Genomic DNA, 19,080 nt, shown 5'->3' on the forward strand with positions numbered 1-19,080 from the left:
CTTCGCCTTACACCCGCCTGGCTGGTCCCAGGATCAGGCGTAACCTCGAATAACGTGGCCTTCTCATCTACGGCTCGAGGGCCGTGGTCGAGAGCAAGCGCTGCTGCTCAACCGTGACGCCGTGCGGGACGATCAGACTGCGTGAGGGGGCGTTGCTGTACTTCCTGCCGTAGCGGCAACCGACAGCAACCCGCATATACGGTGGCAAGCCGACCCGGAGCGCAGGGCCGCCAGGCCCGAGCACCGGAAGCGGCGCGGCAGTCTGACCTTCATGAGGAGGTTGCCACCGGCGGGCATTTACCTCCGCGGGAACTGGCTTGCCCGCTAGAATGTCCCGTGTGGAGCGGGTTGAGTTAGTCGTCACTACTGAAGACCCAGAGATCGCTGAGCTATGTAGACTTTATTGGGCAGTTGACGCCGACGGTGAGTATCTACACACAGTCAAAGAGTTGACCGAGAGGTACGGACTTCGTTCCGGTCAAGTCAACCAGCTTGTCCGCCAGAATTCTAATGCGTTCACTCTTGAGCCTCGCTGCCCAAGGTGCGGAGACGGCTTCCCCGTTCAGAGCCGAAGCGACCTCGCCGCATCCGCACATCGATTTCCTGCTTCGTGTAGCGGATGCCAGTCTGAGCTTGCAGCCATACGGCAGCGCGAAACAGCGGCAATTGAGGCGACGCGTCGCGCAGCGATTCAGGCCAACTTCCCCGTCGAGAACGATGAACTTATAGCTGTCAAAGAACTCGACCTTCGTTCGGCGGTTGCACTTGCCTCTCTCCTTCGGGATGGCGAAAACGCCAACGATGGCATCATCACCCCTCTTTCCATGCGAAGTCAGAGGCTCGCACCAACGCATTCGCTGACCATAGAACTTGCACGATCAGTTTTCGAAGAGGGCCTGATAGGCATTCATTCGAGCAGTCCACCCGAAGCCTTTGAATGGGGAGAAGACTCCCAGCCCGTACGTTTCTTCATAGACAAGGTTACCTACTATGTGTCCGGGTCAGGGCCGCTTGCGGGTCGGGTAGTTCGAGCTGAAGCAGAATTCGAATCCATATGCAGCTTCGAGGACTGGCCGTCCGAGTGGGTCACCGAGATGCCAGTACTCTGGATGGAGGTCGCTGTTGCTGAATGTGTCTCCTATCTCCTGTTTTGCCTGTCTCAACACGGCCTCGATTTTAGTCCGGGAGAGCAAACCCTCGCCACCATGCGCAAAGGGCTCGGATGGTTCAGCATTGGCCAGATGTTCAACTTCATATGGCGGGCGGCGCGAGATGCTTCCGCATATCGCTCTAGAGAACGCGTCACAAAGAGCCAGGCCGCAAATAGTGCGATTACTCGCCTCAGAACAGGAATAGAAAAAGCTTACGCCGAAGGATGGTCGATTAAACCGTATGGTCGCGACACCAGACTGCCAATATCGACAATCTCGCATCTGCTCTTCTCTGTTTGCCTAAAACTAGCCGACCCATTGGCCTTCAATCCACTCGCCGACTCCTCTCGATCCCCAGTTGCGTTGAGATGGAGTAATCTTACCGCAGAAGGGTTTGAGCGCTTAATGTTCGCGCTAGCGTCGGAGGCGGAGGGTTATGCAGAAGTAGACTGGCTCATGAAGACGACTGCCCCTGACCATGGGAGAGACATAGGTGCAGTACGTCTCAGAAATGATAGCCTGAGCGGATACACCCAAGAGCGAGTAGTGATTCAGTGCAAACACTGGCTTTCTCGATCCATCAAAGCTGAAGACATCTCCGGAGAGGTTACCTCGATAGATCATTGGGAGCATCCTCCTGTAGATGTTCTCATATTCGCAACGAGCGGCCGCTTCACCGTAGATGCCGTTTCTTGGGTCGAGAGACATAATGCAAAAGGAACTCGCCCTCGCGTGGAAATGTGGAACGACGCCAAGCTGGAGTCGCTCCTCTCCGATCGCCCTCACCTGGTTCTAGCTTTTGAACTGCGCTAACGACTGGACGCGTATTTACCACACGTCATGATCACCAAGCTCTACCGCGACCTCCTGGCCAAGGGCAGCAAGGATGCAAGCCGCTCAAGGTCTCAACGGTCACCCACACCCATGCGATCCTCCGCCGCGCCTTCCGCGACGCCGTACTCGTCCACGAGTTCATCAGCAGTTCACCGATAGAGAAGGCCAAGCGTCCACGAGCGGACCTCGACGGCAAGCGCATCACCTTCAAGGGCTCCGTGGGCGTCATGGAAGGCCAGCGCGTCGAGGGCACCACGAAGAGCGGCAGGACGCGCGTGGTGACCATCGACGACACCACAGTGACCGTCCTCAACTGGGCCGCCATGTATGAGCCAAGCGCACCGACAACTTCCCCCATCAGCGCCGGGAGTTGCAAGAGGAAGGCGTCTATAGCCTCAAAGTGGCCGACGCGGATGCAGAGCGCTGTTAGCAACAGTGTTAGCAGAAGCCCCCCGCGATCACGCGAGGGGCTTCTGAGCTGGAGCCGCCTTGGGGATTCGAACCCCAGACCCCTTCATTACGAGTGAAGTGCTCTGACCGACTGAGCTAAGGCGGCACGCCGCGAACGGCTGCGAAGAGTCTACAGGAGCCAGAAGGGTTCTCGCTCCGCCCTAACCTCCCCCAAGCCCGCCCCGCCCTCACCCCTCCCCGTACGTAGAGTCATACGCCTTTCGAGGCCCGCACACGCTCGCCTTGGAGCACGAGCACCGACGCCCGCCCTCGTTCAACCGCACCACCACCGAGTCCGACGGCACGTTGTGCCCGACCACCGTCCCCGCCCCCTGCGGGGTGTCCACGGCCACCCCGACTCGCGGCGCCGTGGCGCGGAACTCCTGGTACAGCGGGTGCTCGTACTTCAGGCAGCACATCAACCGCCCGCAAGCCCCCGCGATCCGCAACGGGTTGACCGGAAGGTCCTGGTCCTTGGCCATCCGGACCGACACCGGCTCGAAGTCCTTCAGGAAGGTGGCGCAGCACAGGTCGCGCCCGCACGGCCCGATCCCGCCCTGCAGCCGGGCCTCGTCGCGGGGGCCGATCTGGCGGAGTTCCACCCTGGCCCGGAGGTTGCGGGCCAGGTCGCGTACGAGTGCGCGGAAGTCGACCCGGTGCGGGGCGGAGAAGTAGACCGTGTAGACGTTGTCCTTGTCGAGGTAGTCGACGCCGACCACCTTCATCGGCAGGCTGTGGCGTTTGATGAGGCGTTTGGAGACGCTGCGGGCCTCGGCCCGGCGGCGCTTGTTGGTCTCGTCGCGTGACAGGTGTTCCTCGCCCGCCGGGCCCGCGCACACCGGCAGCCCGGTGATGTCCTCGCTGGTGTACTGCGGCGCCCACACGCACTCCGCGACCTCCGGGCCGGCGTCGGTCGGGACCAGCACCTTGTCGCCCACCTTGGGGCTGTGGGAGCCGGGGTCGAGGTAGTAGAGCCTCCCGTAACGGGTGAAGCTCACGGCCATGATCATGCCCATGGGCTCGTGCTCGCCTCCTGACGGCCTCGGGGGTTCTTACGGCCTTCGTTGACACACTACGTGTGCGGAGGCGAAAGCGAGAGGGGCGGGTCACGCGATCAGCATGCTTGCCCGATCCCGGGATCGACGCCGAACCGCTGGCGGAGATCGACGGCAATCCTCATACAAGTCGGATCGACGCCGAACGAGATGCCCGGCAAAGGGCGCAGCCCGGCCACGACGTCCTCGGACGTGACCTGGTCCCCGACCATGAGCAACGCGAGGCGGACGAGGCCGATCTGGTGCTCGGCGAAGATCTCCGCCACGTCGACCCGTTCGCGGGGCAAGCCGGGGACGAGACTTCCACATCACAGAGACGCTCCACCGCCTCATCTGCTGCCTCGCGACGCTAGACGCGCAACGCCAGCATCATCGACTCGACGGCGATCTGCGGGTTGACGTTGAGGTCGAGGCGCTCGCGGCACCTCATCACCGCGTCGATGCGGCGCAGCGTCTCTTCGGGCGTCGTGGTGCGGGCGAGCTGGTCGAGGTCGAACCGGAGGTCGTCGTTGGCCAGTTCCACCGACGCCCCGAGCTGCATGGCCAGCACGTCGCGGTAGAACCACACCAGCTCCAGCAGCGCCGCGTCGAGCGAGTCGCGCTTGATGCGGGTGGCCCGGGACTTCTGCCGGTCCTCCAGCTCCTTCAGTGCTCCTGCTCCGCCGCGTACGAGGCCGCGGTTGAGGCCCTTGCCCGTGGAGCCCTCGCCGTAGATCTTGCGCAGCTCGCTGGTCTCGTTCTCGTTGAGCGCGGCGGTGGCCGCGGCGGCCTCCTCCTCGGCGGTCTTGACCAGGCGCTCGGCCGCGGAGACGCACTCGCCGACGCCGGTCAGCGAGCGCGGGATGGCGAGGACGGCCTCGCGCCGGGCGCGGACGCTCTCGTCCAGCGCCAGCGCGCGGGCGCGGGGCAGGTGCCCCTGAGCGGCGCGGGCGGCGAAACGCGCGACCTCAGGGGGTACGGAGTCGCGCGTGGCCAGGACGTGCGCCACCGCCGCGGTGGTCGGCGTGGTCAGCGTGACGAGCCGGCACCGGGACCGGATGGTGATCATCAGGTCGTCGGCGGCCGGGGCGCAGAGCAGCCACACCGTGCGCGGCGGCGGCTCCTCGATGGCCTTGAGCAGGGCGTTGGCCGCCGACTCCGTGGCCCGGTCGGCGTCCTCGAACAGGATCACCCGCCAGCGGCCCTGCGTGGGCGCGCCCGCCGCCCGCAGGATCAGCTCGCGGGTCTGCTTGACGCCGTACGAGAGCCCGGCGGGACGCACCTGCTCCAGGTCGGGATGGGAACCGATCAGCACCTGGTGGCACTGGTCGCAGTGGCCGCAGCCCGCGTCGGGGCAGAGCAGCGCCGCCGCGAACGCGCGCGCCGCGTCCTCACGACCGGCTCCCGGCGGACCGGTGAACAGCCAGGCGTGGGTCATGCCCGCACCGCGCCCGCCTCCGACGACCTCGGCCGCGGCCCTGGCCGCCTGCGACAGCACGGCGACGGACTGGTCCTGCCCTACCAAGTCATCGAAGACGCCCACGTGACAAGGCTAGTCGCGGATGGCGGGCATCGTGCCCGTGACGTCTTCGGCCTCGCGGGGCACCGGATCGGGCAGGATCTCGCGTACCCGATCCTGCACCGTCTGGGTGATCTGCTCCGGCGGGAGCGTGCCGTCGGCGACCAGGTAGCGCTCCGGCGCGGCGGCGGCCAGCGCACGGAACTCCTTGCGCACCCGCTCGTGGAAGTCGAGCGGCTCGGACTCGATCCGGTCGGCCGCCCCGCCGAGCCGGGCCAGCCCCACCTGCGGCGGGGTGTCGATGAGCACGGTCAGATGCGGGACGAGCCCGCCGGTCGCCCAGGCGTTGACCTTGGAGACGTCCTCGGGGTCGAGCGAACGACCCGCCCCCTGGTAGGCCAGCGAGGAGTCGACGTAGCGGTCGCACACCACGATCGCGCCCCGGTAGAGCGCCGGCCGGATGACCTTCTCGACGTGCTCGGCCCGGTCGGCGGCGTACAGCAGCGCCTCGGCCCGCCCCGACAGGCCGCGTTCGGCGGCGTCGAGCAGGATGGCGCGCAGCCGCATGCCGACCTTGGTCGCGCCCGGCTCGCGGGTCTGCACCACGTCGTAGCCCTGGTCGCGCAGCCAGATGGCGAGCATCCTGGCCTGGGTCGTCTTGCCCGACCCCTCGCCGCCCTCGAACGCCACGAACAGCCCCGGCACCCGTTCGGCCGGCTCGCTCCTGAAGCTCTTGCCGCGCACGGCCGTGATCAGGTCGGCCAGGATCGGCACGCCCTTCCTGTCGTCCATGTGGCGCAGGCCGAGCAGGCCGACGACGACCGCCAGCACACCGCCGAGCAGGAGCACCAGGTTGGTGCCGTTGAACTCGTAGCTCAGCGCGCCCAGGCCGACCCCGCGCTGACCGAACAGCGCCGCCAGCGGGTTGGCCACGGAGACCACCAGCAGCAGCGTCACCCGGGCCGTGGACTGCAGGAACGAGAACGTCCGCCCGCGCAGCTGGTCTTCGACCTCCAGGCCGATGAGCGTGTAGCCGATGATCCACGCGATGCCGGCGCACGCCCCGAGCATCACGGTCAGGATGACCACGATCACCAGGTTGTGGATCAGCGCGATGGCGGCCAGCACGAGCCCCGCCACGACCAGCGACAGCCCGAACAGCCGCCGCCGGGACAGGCCGCTGAGCAGCCGCAGCCCGAAGAACATGCCCAGCGCCATGCCGACGAAGACCGCGCCGAACACCACACCGTAGGCCGCGTCGCCGCCGCCGAGGTCGGTCACGTACAGCTTGGCGACCCCGATGACCGCGCCGCCCGCCGCGAACGCGCCGAGCATGCCGATGATCAGCCCGCGGACCAGCCGGTTGCCGCCGACGAACCGCCACCCCTCGACGATCTGCCGCAGCACCGAGGGCGTGGAGATCGCGCCGTCGCGCCGGGGGATGTCGCGCAGCGTGAAGATCAGGGCGGCCGACACGAGGTAGGCGCCCGCGTTCACGATCAGCGGCAGGGCGGTGGGGTCCAGGCCCGCCAGCAGCGGCAGCACGCTGCGGCCGACGTCGGCCACCACCGACAGCATCGCGAACAGGGCCGCCGCGATCGGCGCGGTCCCGTACGTGACCAGCAGGTTGAGCTGGTTGGCCGACTCCAGCTGTTGCTTGGGCACAAGGTTGGGGACGGTGGCGTCCTTGGCCGGCACCCAGAACAGGTTGACGCACTCCACCAGGACCGTGGCGATGATCACCCACTGGTAGCTGTTGACCAGCGGGATCGACAGCACCACGGCGAAGCGGGCCACGTCGGAGACCACCATGGTCAGCCGCCGGTCGAACCGGTCGGCGAACGCCCCCGCCAGCGGCCCGAGCAGCACGGCGGGCAGCATCTTGGCGACGAACACGCCGCCGATGGCGAGCGACTGGGCGCGGAAGTCGCCCTGGGTGAGGTTGCCCGCCAGCGCGGTGAGCGCGAGGAGGTTGAGCCAGTCGCCCAGGCTGCACACCGACATGGCCGCCCACAGCCTGCGGAAGGGGGCGTTAGCCAGCACGTGAGCCTGTCGGCTTCGGCCGATGGCGGTCATCAGATCCTCCCGTGGATACTCCGGGCTTCAGCCCGGACAGGAAACGGGAGCGGGACGGCCGTCAAGGCCCGAGCGCGCGGTGACATCAACTTCTCCCCGGGCGTTGTATGTATAGCCGTCTGCCCGCTGGAGCAGACGCAGGTGCTTCCATGAGGTCTTGACCGGGCCACTGCTGGTTTGCACGGTGTGGCTTCCGCTGCTGCGCACGGCGACCCGCCCCGTGTGCGTTCCGGCGTGTTTGCCCGCCGGGACGACGGCACGGACCAGGTCACCGGTGGCGAAGCCGTGGATCTGCTTGATGCGCGGCATCCGCAGCCGGGGAAAGCCGAACCGGTCGGTGCGGGTACGACAGTGCGTGCCGCGCCCGCCCGCCGCAACGATCAGAACCCTGCCGGGCCAGCCCCGCACCTCCTTCAGATCACCGACATGCAGGGCGTCCAGCGTGTGCGACTTCGGCATACCGGTACGGGACCGGTTCCACTTCGTCCGCCCGCCCGACGCGGTGGCCACGGGCAGGCCGGTCGCCTCCAGCGCCCGCCACAGCACCCACCGAGTGGCGTTGAGCGCCGCCGCGTCCCGCAGCGGCGCTTTCGCCCGAGCCAGCACCTTGGCCAGGATTCCCGGCCGTCCGGCCAGGAACACCTCGACCGGGGCGGCGCTCTTGGCCTGGTTACACGGGACGCACACCAGCGCCAGGTTGCTGATCCGGTCGGAGCCGCCGCGCGAACGCGGACGGATGTGGTCGATGTTCAGCGGCACGCCGGACGCGCCGCAGTAGGCGCACCGACGGCCCCACTTCGTCAGCAGGTACTCGCGCGCCTCGTACCCGGCCAGCGTGCCCTGCTGGTACTCCACTCCTTCGAGCGGCTTCCCGGCGGACAAGGTGTGGGTGTCGAACGCGACCCACTCCACATGGACGGCGGTGACGGGCGCCCAGCGCGACAGCCGGGCCACCCAGGACAGGGTGGTGTCCACGCGGTGCCGCAGGGACGGCGCCAGCCAGCCCTTCGGCTTGGCCCGGTTGAGGAATCGGGGGGCGCGGTAGCGCAGGTTGCGGGAGCGGCGGCCCCGCCGGTAGGCGGCCCGGGCGGCGAGCTTGTCGCGGATCTTGCCGCCCCGGTGGTCGAGTCGGATGCCGTACAGGCCGGTACGGATGCCTTCCCCGGCACGGAAGACCGCGATGCCGGTGTGCTGGGAGCCGGGGTCGATGCCGGCCTCGACGCCCTGCACGACGGAGTCGGCGGCAGCGCGATCGCGCAGCCGGATCACGAACGGGGTGTGCCGTACCACCACGGCCCGGCCGGACGCAAGCAGGCGGCGAGCGCGGGCGGGATGGCACGGGTCGAGCGGATGGCCGTGCCGGTCCAGGACGAACACGACGGGTGCGGTCTCACGACCGCGAACTCCCCTGGCGGGGGTGACGCCGCCGGGCGCAGGTGAACGCTGGGCGGTCTCTCCTCGACCATGTTCCACGCCGGGTGCCGCTGTGGATGCCCCTGGGGGTGTCGTTGCGGCGCCGGTGAGCCGTTTCGTCCCTGCTCCGGGGTTGTCTGCTCCCACCGGTTCGAGTGCCTGGCGCTGGAGAAGCACGCCAGGGTCGGTCTGCTGTCCTACGTGAAACGTAGCCACCTTGATCACCTCCCATGCTGGTGGCTGGGTCTGGTCACTCAGGCCCGCCCCGCTGTGGGGGCGAGCCCCGGCGTTCAGGCCGGGAGCGAGTGACGATGTCAGCGTATCCAGGTGCTCGCTCAGTGTGGGATGACAGCGACGAGTCTGGAAATAACGGACTGGTCGTCGCTGAGGGTAGTACGTCCATGGCCCGGTGCGCAGGACACACCAGGCGAATGGGCCCCCACTGAACATCGCCGGGGGCCCGCCGCCGTTTCACATCCGCGCCCTGGCCCGTTCGATGACCGGGGCCCAGCGCGACCGGACGCCCGCGGGCAGGTCGAGCTCGTCCCACAGGTCGGCCAGCAGCACCTCGTCGACGTACGCGACCAACTGCTGGGAGTCGCCGTCGCGCAGCAGCGCCGAGTAGGCCTGGCGGCGCTGCTCGCGCACCGACAGGTCGTAGACCCGCTCGCGCACCCGCACCCGGCCGAGCGCCTGGCCGACCGGCAGCCGAGGCAACCGGTTGGGGACGCCGCCGGTGAACTCCACCTTGGGCTCCAGCGCCAGCCGGAACCCGGCGGCGTCGAGGATGCGCCCCGCGGTCTCCAGCGTGGGTGACTTGCGGGCGTGCTCGTAGGCGGACAGCGTGGTGCGCGACGTGCCGCACACCCCTGCCAGCTGCTGCTGCCGCATGCTGGCCTCGTGACGGGCCTGTTTCAGCAGCAGGGCGCCGCGTGCGGCCCAGAAATTGACGTCGGGCAGCCCTCCACCGGGGGAAGACATGAGTGACCACCTCCGAAGTATCCGGCGGGATACTACAGCATGTAGCCATTCCGTCGCAGCCAGTTAGCGAATCTCCAGCAACGTGATCTCGGGCGGCGCCCCCACCCGTACCGGCGGGCCCCAGAACCCGGCGCCGCGCGTCACGTACACCCGCACCCCGTCGACGGTGGCCAGCCCCGACACCACCGGCTGCTGCATGGGCACGATCAGGTTGAACGGCACCATCTGCCCGCCGTGCGTGTGACCGGACAGCTGCAGGTCGACGCCGTGGCGGGCGGCCTCGGCCACCTGCACGGGCTGGTGCGCCAGCAGCACCACCGACCGGCTCTCGTCACGGCCGCCGAGCGCCGCGGCGAAGTCGGGGCCGTCGCCCGCGGTCGCGCCGGTGACGTCGTTCACCCCGGCCAGGTCCAGCACCGCGCCCTGGTGCCGGATCTCCACCCGCTCGTTGCGCAGCGAGCGCACCCCCAGGTCGCTCAGCTCCTCGACCCACTCGTCCGGCCCGTTGGCCGTGTAGTACTCATGGTTGCCCGTCACGAAGTAGGCCCCGTACCGGGACTCCAGTTCGCGCAGCGGCCGGGCCAGCGGCCCGAGCGCCTCGACCGTGCCGTCGACCATGTCGCCGACGATCGCCACCACGTCGGCCTCCAGGCCGTTGATCATGCGGACGATCCGTTCGGCGTGCGCCTTCCCGGTGAGCGGCCCCAGGTGGATGTCGCTCACCACGGCGAACCGCAGCCCGCTCAGCCGGGAGTCGAGCCCCGGCAGGGTGACCGAGGCCCGTTCGATGACCGGGTCGCCCAGCGCCCGCGTCACCCCGTACCCGACCGTGCTCAGCGCGCCCACCCCGGCGACCAGCGCGGTGGCCCGCCCGAGGAACAACCGCCGGCCCGGATCGGCGGGCACGCCGGCGGGCGGCTCCGGCTCCGGCGGCCCGCCCACGGGCACCTTCGCCGGCTCCTTGACGGGCTCCCGCACGGGCTTCCCGGCGCGCAGCACGACCCCCGCCACCGCCCGCGGCACCTCCAGCGCCAGCAGGATCCAGAACAGGTAGAACATGATCGCGATCCACATGTAGCCGGGCCAGGCCAGCCACGACAGCCACGGCACCCGCATCCCCGCGAAGGTGATCACCACGAGCGCGAACAGCCCGGCCGCCACCCACGTCAGCCGCCGGCGCGCCACGCCCGGCCGCGTCGTCGCGCGCACCAGCCGGTGCCACAGATAGCAGTGGACCCCGACGAGCACGCCCAGGACCAGGAGCAGGAAAGCCACGCCGTCATGCTATGAGCGCCCGGCCACCGGCGCGTACGCCCCCTGAGAGCCCTCTCAGGACTTGGCGGCGGGCTTCTTCTTCGCGGCCGGCGCCTTCTTCGCCGGGGCCTTCCGCGTGGTCGTCTTCTTCGGCGCGGGCGCCCGCCCCCGCCGATCGGCCAGCAGCTCCGCCGCCCGCTCGATGGTGATCTCCTCCACCGTGTCGCCCTTGCGCAGCGAGGCGTTGGTCTCCCCGTCGGTCACGTACGGCCCGAACCGGCCCTCCTTGACCACGACCGGCTTCTTCGAGTTCGGGTCCTCGCCCAGCTCACGCAGCGGCGGCGCGGCCGCCGCCCGGCCCCTGCCACGCTGCTTCGGCTGCGCGAACAGCTCCTTGGCCTGGTCGATCGTGACCGTCAGCAGGTCCTCCTCGGACCCGAGCGACCGCGAGTCGGTGCCCTTCTTCAGGTACGGGCCGAACTTGCCGTTGTGCGCCACCACCTGCTCGCCGTCGAGCTCGCCCACCACACGCGGGATCGACAGCAGCTTCAGCGCGTCGTCCAGCGTGATCGTGTCGAGCGACATCGTCTTGAACAGCGAGCTCGTGCGCGGCTTCGGCGCGTCGGCCTTCTTCGTGCGCCGCTTCGGCGCGCCCTCGGCGGGCGGGGCCTCCTCCGGCAGCACCTCCGTCACGTACGGCCCGAACCGCCCGTCCCTGGCCACGATCATGTGCCCGGTCACCGGGTCGGCGCCCAGCTCGCGGTCGCCGGTCGGACGCGAGATCAGCTCCTCGGCCTTCTCCGCCGTCAGCTCGTCGGGCGTCATGTCCTCGGGGACGTTGACGCGGGTGCCGTCACGATCGAGGTACGGGCCGTACCGGCCGACCCGGATGACGATGTCCGTGCCCCTGATCGGGAAGGAGCTGATCTCCTTGGCGTCGATGTCGCCCAGGTCGCTGACCATCTCCTTGAGGCCCTCGTCGCCGTCGGAGCCGTAGTAGAAGCGCTGCAGCTCCGGCACCCGCTCCGCCCGGTCGTTGGCGATGTCGTCGAGCACCTTCTCCATCTCGGCCGTGAAGTCGTAGTCGACCAGGTTGCCGAAATGCTGCTCCATCAGGTTGACCACGGCGAACGCCAGGAACGACGGCACCAGCGCCGTGCCCTTCTTGAACACGTAGCCCCGGTCGAGGATCGTGCCGATGATCGACGCGTACGTCGACGGGCGGCCGATCTCGCGATCCTCCAGCTCCTTGACCAGCGACGCCTCGGTGTAGCGGGCCGGCGGCTTGGTCGAGTGGGCGGCGACGTCCAGCCGCGAGACGGTGAGCGCGTCGCCCTCCGCCAGGTTGGGCAGCCGCTTCTCCGAGTCGTCGCGGTCGGTGGACGGGTCGTCGTGACCCTCCACGTACGCCTTGAGGAACCCGTAGAAGGTGATCGTCCGGCCGGAGGCGGCGAACTCGACGTCCTCGCCCGACGACGACCGGCCGCTCACCCTGACCTGGATCGACTCGCCGACCGCGTCCTTCATCTGGGACGACACGGTGCGCTGCCAGATCAGCTCGTACAGCCGGAACCTGTCACCGCTCAGCCCGGTCTCGCCCGGCGTGCGGAACTCCTCGCCGGACGGCCTGATCGCCTCGTGCGCCTCCTGCGCGCTCTTGACCTTGCTGCTGTAGGTGCGGGGCTTGTCGGGGACGTACGCGGCGCCGTACAGCTTGATCGCCTGCGAGCGCGCGGCCTGCACGGCCGTCTCCGACAGGGTGATGCTGTCGGTGCGCATGTAGGTGATGTAGCCGTTCTCGTAGAGGAACTGCGCCACCTGCATCGTGTACTTGGCGGAGAAGCCCAGCTTGCGGCTGGCCTCCTGCTGCAGCGTGGTCGTCCGGAACGGCGCGTACGGCTTGCGCGTGTACGGCTTGCGCTCGACGGACTTGACGGCGAACGACGCGTCGCGCAGCCGCGTGGCCAGCTCACCCGCGGCCTGCTCCGACAGGTGGAGCACGTCGGCGTTCTTCAGCCGGCCCGTGCTGGCGAAGTCGCGGCCCTGCGCCACCCGCTTGCCGTCGACGCCGACCAGCGACGCGGTGAAATCACGCGGCCGCTCCTCCGGCTTGCCGCTGTCGAACAGCGCCTGCAGGTCCCAGTAGTGAGCGGCGGTGAACGCCAGGCGCTCGCGCTCGCGCTCCACCACCAGCCTGGTCGCCACCGACTGGACGCGACCGGCGGACAGCCGCGGCTTGACCTTCTTCCACAGGACGGGGCTGACCTCGTAGCCGTAGAGGCGGTCGAGGATGCGGCGGGTCTCCTGGGCGTCGACCAGGCGGAGGTTGAGCGTGCGGGGGTTGGCGACGGCGTCGCGGATGGCCTGCGGGGTGATCTCGTGGAACACCATCCGGTGCACCGGCACCTTCGGCTTGAGCACCTCGCGCAGGTGCCAGGCGATCGCCTCGCCCTCGCGGTCCTCGTCAGTGGCCAGGAAGAGCTCGTCGGCGTCCTTCAGCAGCTGCTTCAGCTTGCTGACCTGGGACTTCTTGTCGGGGTTGACGATGTACAACGGCTCGAAGTCGTGCTCGACGTCCACGCCGAGGCGTGCCCACGGCTTCCCCTTGTACTTCTCGGGGATGTCATCGGCCTTCTCCGGCAGATCGCGGATATGACCGATGCTCGACTCGACGATGTAGCCGGCGCCGAGGTACTTCTCGATCGTCTTCGCCTTGGCGGGCGACTCGACGATCACCAGACGTCTTGCGCCGGCGCTGCCGTTGTTGGCTGGCACGCTGCTTCCTACCTCGCTGTTCGCTTGCAGTCCCCCTGCCGGACGCCCGGCATAGATCTGAAAGGTAACCCCTCGCTCGGAAATTTCCTTCCCCCGGGCTACCCACTGGCTTCCGGGTCCATCCACGAGCACGCAGAATAGGGCCCATCGAGCGGCATGGCGCCCTGACTCACCCTGGAGACTAATCGTTGTGCTCGACTACTCCTACATGGATCTCTTCATCCCGCGCGACCTCTCCCGCGAAGCCGCACGTCAGCTGCTGACCGAGCACGCAGAGTACGGCAAGTGGGAGCTCGCCCGCGTACGCAAGCACGCGGACGGCAGCAGACACGTACGCCTCCGACGCAAGATCGTACGGGTGCGCAGCACTCTGGCGCCTCCCGGCTGACATTCGGGCATGGCTTTGCCCGTCCCGGGCCGCGCCCCCGGAACGGGCAAAGCGTTCAGCGCGCGCTGCCTCCCGGAGGCTCCGGGAGGCAGCGGCCGTATGCGGGCTACTTTCTGGCTGTCACCACGCGTCTCGGCGTGAGGGCCGCCCAGACGCGACGCGGCGTTTGACGGTTGTTACTTGCTGGTGGGGCGGAAACGGCGGGTGGCCGAGAACAGCGTCGCGGTCACCGCGAACAGCCCGCCCAGGGCCAGGGCCAGCAGCGAGGCGGCCGACATGCCGGTGACGCCGGCGGGCTGGGCGGCGCTCATCAGCCCGAGGCCGCCGGTGGGCAGGCCCTTGGTGACCGACTTGACGGCACCGCCGACCGGGGTGGCGGCGACCAGGTCGGTGGCCGGGTTGGCGGCGGTGTGCTTCTTGACCGGCTTGGCGGGCTTGGCCGGGGTCGACGGCAGGCCGGGCAGGCCGGGCACCTGCGGCAGGCCGAGCTGGCCGGCGACGTCGCCGACGACCGGGAGGCCGCCGCCGCTCATCTGCTGCCCGGCGCTCCCGAGACCCTGCACGCCGCTCAGCGCGGGCAGCGCGGGCAGCGCGGGAAGGGCGGGGAGGGCGCCGGAGCCGCCCGCGGCGGTCTTGCCGGACAGGTGCTTGCTGTGGCGGTAGCCCGGCTTGGGCTTGCCCACGTGGGCGCCGCCGAGGCACCCGGCGGCGGCGTCGCCCAGGACGGCCACCGCGTTGCCGCAGACGTTCACCGGAGCGGTGATCGGGGCCACCACCTGGTTGCCGCTCAGCACGCCAGAGCGGCCGGACGTCCGGTTGCCGCCGCCTCCCACGCCGTTCTTCGGCGAGACGTGCGCGCCGCCCTTGCACTGGGCGTCGGCCCGGCCGAGCGCCGCCACGGCGTTGCCGCAGGCGTTGATCGGAGCGGTGATCGGCGCGACGACCTGGTTGCCGCTGAGCACGCCGGACCTGCCGGACGTCCGGTTGCCGCCGGCGCCCTTGCCGCCGTTCTTCACCGACACGCCGCCGGTGCACCCGGCGAACGCGTCACCGGCCACGGCGACCGCGTTGCCGCAGACGTTGATCGGGGCCGTGATCGGCGCGACGACCTGGTTGCCGCTCAGCACGCCCGACCGGCCGGACGTCCGGTTGCCTCCGGCGCCGGACCCGCCGCCCTTGTTGTGCACGGTGGCGCCGCCCTTGCACCCGGAGGTGGCGTTGCCGACCGAGTTGCCGCAGATGTTGATCGGAGCGGTGATCGGGGCCACGACCTGGTTGCCGCTGCCCGCCCCGAACCGGCCGTCGGTGTCGTTGCCGGTGGAGCCGCGGTGGTAGCCGTGGCTGTGGTGACGGCGCCCGCCGTCGTTGGTGACGGACGCGCCGCCCTTGCACCCGGCGAACGCGTCGCCGAACGCCGCCACCGAGTTGCCGCAGATGTCGACCGGAGTGCTGATCGGCGCGACCACCTGGTTGCCGCCCAGCACCGAGCTGCGGCCCGAGGTGGCGTTGTCACCGGCTCCCGCGCCGGTGTTGCGCACCGACGCGCCGCCCTTGCAGCCCGCGGCCGCGTCCCCGAAGATCGCCACCGCGTTGCCGCAGGCGTTGATCGGGGCCGAGATCGGCGCCGTCACCTGGTTGCCGCCGATGATGCTGCGGTCGCCCGAGGTGCGGTTGCCGCCCGCGCCGCCCTTGCCCGAGTTGCGCACGGTCGAGCCGCCCTTGCAGCCGGCGTCGGAGCTGCCGAACAGCGAGACCGCGTTGCCGCAGGCGTTGACCGGTGCGCTGATCGGCGCGTTGACCTGGTTGCCGCCGAGCACGCTCGACTCGCCGGAGGTCCGGTTGGGGATGCCGCCCCTGCCCTCGTCGACGACGGACGCGCCGCCCTGCGAGGAGGCGGTGGAGTCGCCGGCCACGCCGGCGGCGTTGCCGCTGATGTCGATCGGCAGCGAGACCGGCAGGTTGACCTGGTTGCCGCCGCCGATGGAGTGGTCGCCGTCGGTGTCGGCCGAAGCCGTGCCGCTGCCGCCGAACGACATGACCGCCACCGCGAGCAGAGCCGCGGGGGTGGAAGCCTTCGCCCATGTACGCATGAGAATGCTCCTACTGATGCTTTCGGGGGAATTACCTGACAGCCCGCGGCCGACCGGAGCCATGCGAGAGCACAGCGGAGACCCCGGGGGCGCGAACCTGCTACTGGAAAGTGATCGACGTGTCACCCGCTGACGGAGGGGAACTCAGCCACGCTCCGCCGCCGGCCAGGAAGGGCCGGAACTCATGGGCGGGGATTAGTCAGGTGAGAAAGAAGGGTCGTCCGCCGCTGCGCGGACGACGGGGGGTCGCACGTAAGAAGGAGCGACGCGCCTCACGTCGAGACGCGGGTCGAACCCGTACCGCGCGACATCCCCCATGTTCGGCCCGAAGGGGCCGTTGCCACCGCCGGTGGGCACCAGACCGTCAGTGTCCAAGATCTGGCCGGCGGGGGACGGTGACGGCAGCCCGTGATCTGACTGGCTGGTGAGCCCGTCGACCGTCAGCCCCGCCATGGCCTCGGCGTCGTCGGACGCCACGACCGCGAGGGGTGCGCCGGCTCCTGTCGCCGCGGTGGAGTCCGCGGCCGCCGGAGCGGCGGAGAGCATCTGGAAGACCACGGCGAGCAGCCAGCCGGCGGCCACAAGACCGCCGACTGTCACCGCTCGCACCAGGACCCGACGGGCGACGGCCGCGAACCGCGCCATCCGGTCAGCCCGGCGGGTGCCGGTGGGCACGCTCCGCACAGCGAGGGACCGCTCCCTCTGCCGCCGTGCGGTCATGCGTGCCACGTGACCTCCCGAAAAGACGACCGGCGCCAAGGCCGGTCGTGTGACTACCCCTCAACGGTCCGTAACCGTAGCAGCACCCAACGTTGTCGCAAGCCTTTTTCACCGGAGATCCAGAAACTGGTCAAGCCCGCCCGCCCAAACCCCCGCGAACCACCCCCGCACCCCATGACAGGGTCTGCTCCCGGCGACCTGCCCCCCACATCCCCACCGGTTCCCGCCCACACGCACGCCGCGCCCGGCGTCTCTCCGGATACCTGGTATGACGCACCCCGAAAGGTTTGCTAACCTTACGGAGCCGACGCGAGATGACGGTCTCACGTGCAGGCACCACGTCCGGGTGGCGGAATAGGCAGACGCGCTAGCTTGAGGTGCTAGTGCCCTTTGCGGGGCATGGGGGTTCAAGTCCCCCCTCGGACACACACCGCTCGCACATGTGGGGGTTCCGGATTGATCCGGGCCTCCACATATTGCTTTTCTGGGTAGTACGTGAGCTTCAGCCCGAGCTGGGTGTAGAGGGCGGCCTTGTCGTCCGGGTCCGCCTCACCTACCAGCCGTACCACGTCCCCGACCTCCTCGATCATCGACCTGATCTCGGCGACGCTGATGCGCTGCGCGGCCGGTGCCGCCTTGAGCTCTCCCTCCAGACGGGCGCGTTCGCTCTTCGTCTCGTTGATCCATCCGGCGATCTCGATGGGGTCCCCTCCGGCGTCGAGGGCGGAGCGATACTGATTGAGCTTGCGATCACACTTCGACAGGCGTTTACGCAGATCGATCAGGGCCGCCTCGTTGGGATCGACCACCTGCTCAGCCATGGCCGCGATCGTGCGTTCCAGCGAGTTCGGCCCGAACTCGGTTCCCAACCAGCCATCGACCTCATCCAAGATCTCCGACTCCCGCAGATAGACGACCTTGGGATGGTCGAGCTCGTTGACGATGGCGTACTGAGCGGGGAAGCGGCATCGGTAATACGCCTGATGGTTGTTCCAGTTGCCTTGCATCCGGCGCTCGCAGTACCCGCAGAACAGCACGCCTCGGAAGGCGTACGGACGCCGGGTGGGGTGCGGACGCTGGCTGAACTGGCCCCTGGCACGTGTGGCGAGGATCTCCTGGACCCGCTGATACTCCTCGACGCTCACGATCGCGTCATGAACGGGATGCTCCGACCAGATCCACTGGTCCTTGGTGTTCCACCGCTGCTTGGTCGTCGTGCCCAGCGCGACGTTCTCCACGTCCAGGAGGATCTCGTCCTTACGCTGCTTGTTCCACACCTGATGACCGGTGTAGCGCGGGTTGGTGAGAATGACCCGGACGGCGTACTTGGACCACGCCCGCTGATCGCGGTGCTTGTTCCGCCCGGGATCGCTGGCCGAGGGCGACAAGATGCCCTGCAACGTGAGGTCCTCGGCGATGTCCAGATAGCCCCGGCCTTTGGGAACTCGCTGTAGATCCACCGCACCACCCGAGAGGTGACCGGATCGGCCGCGAGCCGCCGCAGCCTCCGCCCATCAGCCGCCTTACCGGGGTTCGGGTGGGGACCTGCGTCTTGGAGGCTGTAGCCGTACGGCGGACGTCCGCCCAGAAATCTGCCTTCGGTCGCGGTGATCGCCGCCGTGGCGGCACGTACCCGGATCTTGATGCGGTTCCGCTCACCCTTCGACAGCCCGCCGAACACACCCATGATCATGTCGTGGGCCTCGTTCGCCGGATCGATCGGCCCGCCGACCTCGGGCACCCACAGCGGCACGCCGAAGTGCTCGAACAACGGGAAGGTGAGGCTGTACTGGTTGCCGTAGAACGCCCGCTGCGGCTCCCCGATCACCACCGCGTCGAAGCCTCGCCGCGGGTCCTTCAGCTCCTCGATCAGCGCCGCCGCGTGCGGCCGGAGCTGCCAGGGGATTGAACGAGACTTGTCGACGTCGAAGAACTCCGCGACGACCTCCCCGCCCCGCGACTCGATCAGCGCCCGTGCGCGGTGCAACTGCCAGGCCCGTGAGGCTTCCGGGTCCTGGTTGTCCTCGGTCGACACCCGGCCGTAGAAGCCGAACCTGATCGTCATCTCTGTCGCTCCTTCGCGGTCTGTGGCTGCTTGGCGCGGGCGACGGCTTTGAGCAGGATCCGCAGCAGCACACCGGCCGCGCCGGGGGTGAGCCTCAGCTCCTTGTCCGGCACGACCAGCCGCAGCTCCGTTCCTGCGCCGCTCATGACTCGCTCCTGCTTGGAACGGGTCCCCGCGTCCGCCGCCGACGGGGCCGGACCCAACGGGCCCGCCCGCCCCGGGCGGTCCTCCATGACCCGCGTTCCGCAGCTAATCCATGATCCAGGGCATGTTCGGGTGTGAAACCGCAGGTCGGTGGCTTGCGACGTGGTGGAAACGGCGAAAAGCCCT

At 68.9% G+C, this 19,080-nt stretch carries 14 protein-coding genes, 2 tRNA genes and 1 pseudogene; 3 read left to right on the forward strand and 14 right to left on the reverse strand.

The window, feature by feature from the left end; translation table 11 throughout:
* Positions 1–338: 338 nt before the first annotated feature.
* Complete coding sequence (locus ACGFI7_RS24695; RefSeq protein WP_393408550.1) at positions 339–1,964, forward strand: restriction endonuclease; 1,626 nt, start codon at positions 339–341, stop codon at positions 1,962–1,964.
* A 500-nt stretch (positions 1,965–2,464) separates the two neighbouring features.
* Here ACGFI7_RS24695 and ACGFI7_RS24700 read toward each other — a convergent pair.
* The 9 genes from ACGFI7_RS24700 to topA all read right to left on the reverse strand — a co-directional run bounded on the left by ACGFI7_RS24700 (position 2,465) and on the right by topA (position 13,487).
* Positions 2,465–2,541: transfer RNA gene (locus ACGFI7_RS24700), tRNA-Thr, on the reverse strand.
* 82 nt (positions 2,542–2,623) lie between these two features.
* Positions 2,624–3,439, reverse strand: a complete 816-nt coding sequence (locus tag ACGFI7_RS24705) for a stage 0 sporulation family protein (protein ID WP_393408618.1) — start codon at positions 3,437–3,439, stop codon at positions 2,624–2,626.
* A gap of 110 nt (positions 3,440–3,549) precedes the next feature.
* The gene (locus tag ACGFI7_RS24710; RefSeq protein ID WP_393408552.1) at positions 3,550–3,756 is read right to left on the reverse strand and encodes a hypothetical protein; all 207 of its coding nucleotides are present in this window, start codon (positions 3,754–3,756) and stop codon (positions 3,550–3,552) included.
* 83 nt (positions 3,757–3,839) lie between these two features.
* Complete coding sequence (locus ACGFI7_RS24715; protein WP_393408555.1) at positions 3,840–5,012, reverse strand: DNA polymerase III subunit delta'; 1,173 nt, start codon at positions 5,010–5,012, stop codon at positions 3,840–3,842.
* A gap of 9 nt (positions 5,013–5,021) precedes the next feature.
* The gene (tmk, locus tag ACGFI7_RS24720; RefSeq protein ID WP_393408557.1) at positions 5,022–7,064 is read right to left on the reverse strand and encodes a dTMP kinase; all 2,043 of its coding nucleotides are present in this window, start codon (positions 7,062–7,064) and stop codon (positions 5,022–5,024) included.
* Between the two features lie 27 nt (positions 7,065–7,091).
* Complete coding sequence (gene iscB / locus ACGFI7_RS24725) at positions 7,092–8,441, reverse strand: RNA-guided endonuclease IscB (protein ID WP_393408559.1); 1,350 nt, start codon at positions 8,439–8,441, stop codon at positions 7,092–7,094.
* 507 nt (positions 8,442–8,948) lie between these two features.
* On the reverse strand, positions 8,949–9,458 hold the full coding sequence (locus ACGFI7_RS24730; RefSeq protein ID WP_393408561.1) for a helix-turn-helix transcriptional regulator: 510 nt from the start codon (positions 9,456–9,458) through the stop codon (positions 8,949–8,951).
* A 63-nt stretch (positions 9,459–9,521) separates the two neighbouring features.
* Entirely contained in the window at positions 9,522–10,733 is a 1,212-nt protein-coding gene (locus ACGFI7_RS24735; protein WP_393408564.1) for a metallophosphoesterase, read from the reverse strand.
* 54 nt (positions 10,734–10,787) lie between these two features.
* A complete protein-coding gene (gene topA, locus ACGFI7_RS24740; protein ID WP_393408566.1) occupies positions 10,788–13,487 on the reverse strand; it encodes a type I DNA topoisomerase in 2,700 nt (899 codons plus the stop codon).
* Positions 13,488–13,695: 208 nt separating this feature from the next.
* Between topA and ACGFI7_RS24745 the strand changes: the two genes are divergently transcribed.
* Positions 13,696–13,875, forward strand: a complete 180-nt coding sequence (locus ACGFI7_RS24745; RefSeq protein WP_393408621.1) for a DUF5703 family protein — start codon at positions 13,696–13,698, stop codon at positions 13,873–13,875.
* Positions 13,876–14,051: 176 nt separating this feature from the next.
* Here the strand turns inward: ACGFI7_RS24745 and ACGFI7_RS24750 are convergent, their stop codons facing one another.
* Complete coding sequence (locus ACGFI7_RS24750; RefSeq protein ID WP_393408569.1) at positions 14,052–15,965, reverse strand: chaplin family protein; 1,914 nt, start codon at positions 15,963–15,965, stop codon at positions 14,052–14,054.
* 195 nt (positions 15,966–16,160) lie between these two features.
* Entirely contained in the window at positions 16,161–16,649 is a 489-nt protein-coding gene (locus tag ACGFI7_RS24755) for a hypothetical protein (RefSeq protein ID WP_393408572.1), read from the reverse strand.
* 376 nt (positions 16,650–17,025) lie between these two features.
* On the opposite strand from ACGFI7_RS24755, the gene ACGFI7_RS24760 reads away from it, so the two are divergent.
* Positions 17,026–17,111, forward strand: a tRNA-Leu gene (locus ACGFI7_RS24760).
* Here ACGFI7_RS24760 and ACGFI7_RS24765 read toward each other — a convergent pair.
* The 3 genes and pseudogenes from ACGFI7_RS24765 to ACGFI7_RS24775 form a co-directional block, all read right to left on the reverse strand.
* Positions 17,093–18,145 (reverse strand): recombinase family protein, encoded by a 1,053-nt coding sequence (locus tag ACGFI7_RS24765; protein WP_393408574.1) that lies wholly within the window; start codon positions 18,143–18,145, stop codon positions 17,093–17,095. The two genes, ACGFI7_RS24760 and ACGFI7_RS24765, sit on opposite strands and share 19 nt — an antisense overlap.
* A 203-nt stretch (positions 18,146–18,348) precedes the next feature.
* Positions 18,349–18,750: pseudogene (locus ACGFI7_RS24770) on the reverse strand (recombinase family protein); the annotation flags it as partial.
* A complete protein-coding gene (locus ACGFI7_RS24775; RefSeq protein ID WP_393408576.1) occupies positions 18,747–18,896 on the reverse strand; it encodes a hypothetical protein in 150 nt (49 codons plus the stop codon). The gene ACGFI7_RS24775 and the pseudogene ACGFI7_RS24770, both read right to left, overlap by 4 nt.
* Between the last annotated feature and the right edge of the window lie 184 nt (positions 18,897–19,080).

The sequence above is a fragment of the Nonomuraea sp. NPDC048826 genome (genome assembly GCF_043198225.1).
GTDB lineage: Bacteria > Actinomycetota > Actinomycetes > Streptosporangiales > Streptosporangiaceae > Nonomuraea.

Excerpts from the sequence above, each read along its gene's own strand:
- ACGFI7_RS24750 (WP_393408569.1), bottom strand. The coding sequence starts at position 15,965 with ATGCGTACATGGGCGAAGGCTTCCACCCCCGCGGCTCTGCTCGCGGTG.
- ACGFI7_RS24775 (WP_393408576.1), bottom strand. The coding sequence starts at position 18,896 with ATGAGCGGCGCAGGAACGGAGCTGCGGCTGGTCGTGCCGGACAAGGAG.
- ACGFI7_RS24745 (WP_393408621.1), top strand. The coding sequence starts at position 13,696 with ATGGATCTCTTCATCCCGCGCGACCTCTCCCGCGAAGCCGCACGTCAG.
- ACGFI7_RS24730 (WP_393408561.1), bottom strand. The coding sequence starts at position 9,458 with ATGTCTTCCCCCGGTGGAGGGCTGCCCGACGTCAATTTCTGGGCCGCA.
- tmk (WP_393408557.1), bottom strand. The coding sequence starts at position 7,064 with ATGACCGCCATCGGCCGAAGCCGACAGGCTCACGTGCTGGCTAACGCC.
- ACGFI7_RS24705 (WP_393408618.1), bottom strand. The coding sequence starts at position 3,439 with ATGGCCGTGAGCTTCACCCGTTACGGGAGGCTCTACTACCTCGACCCC.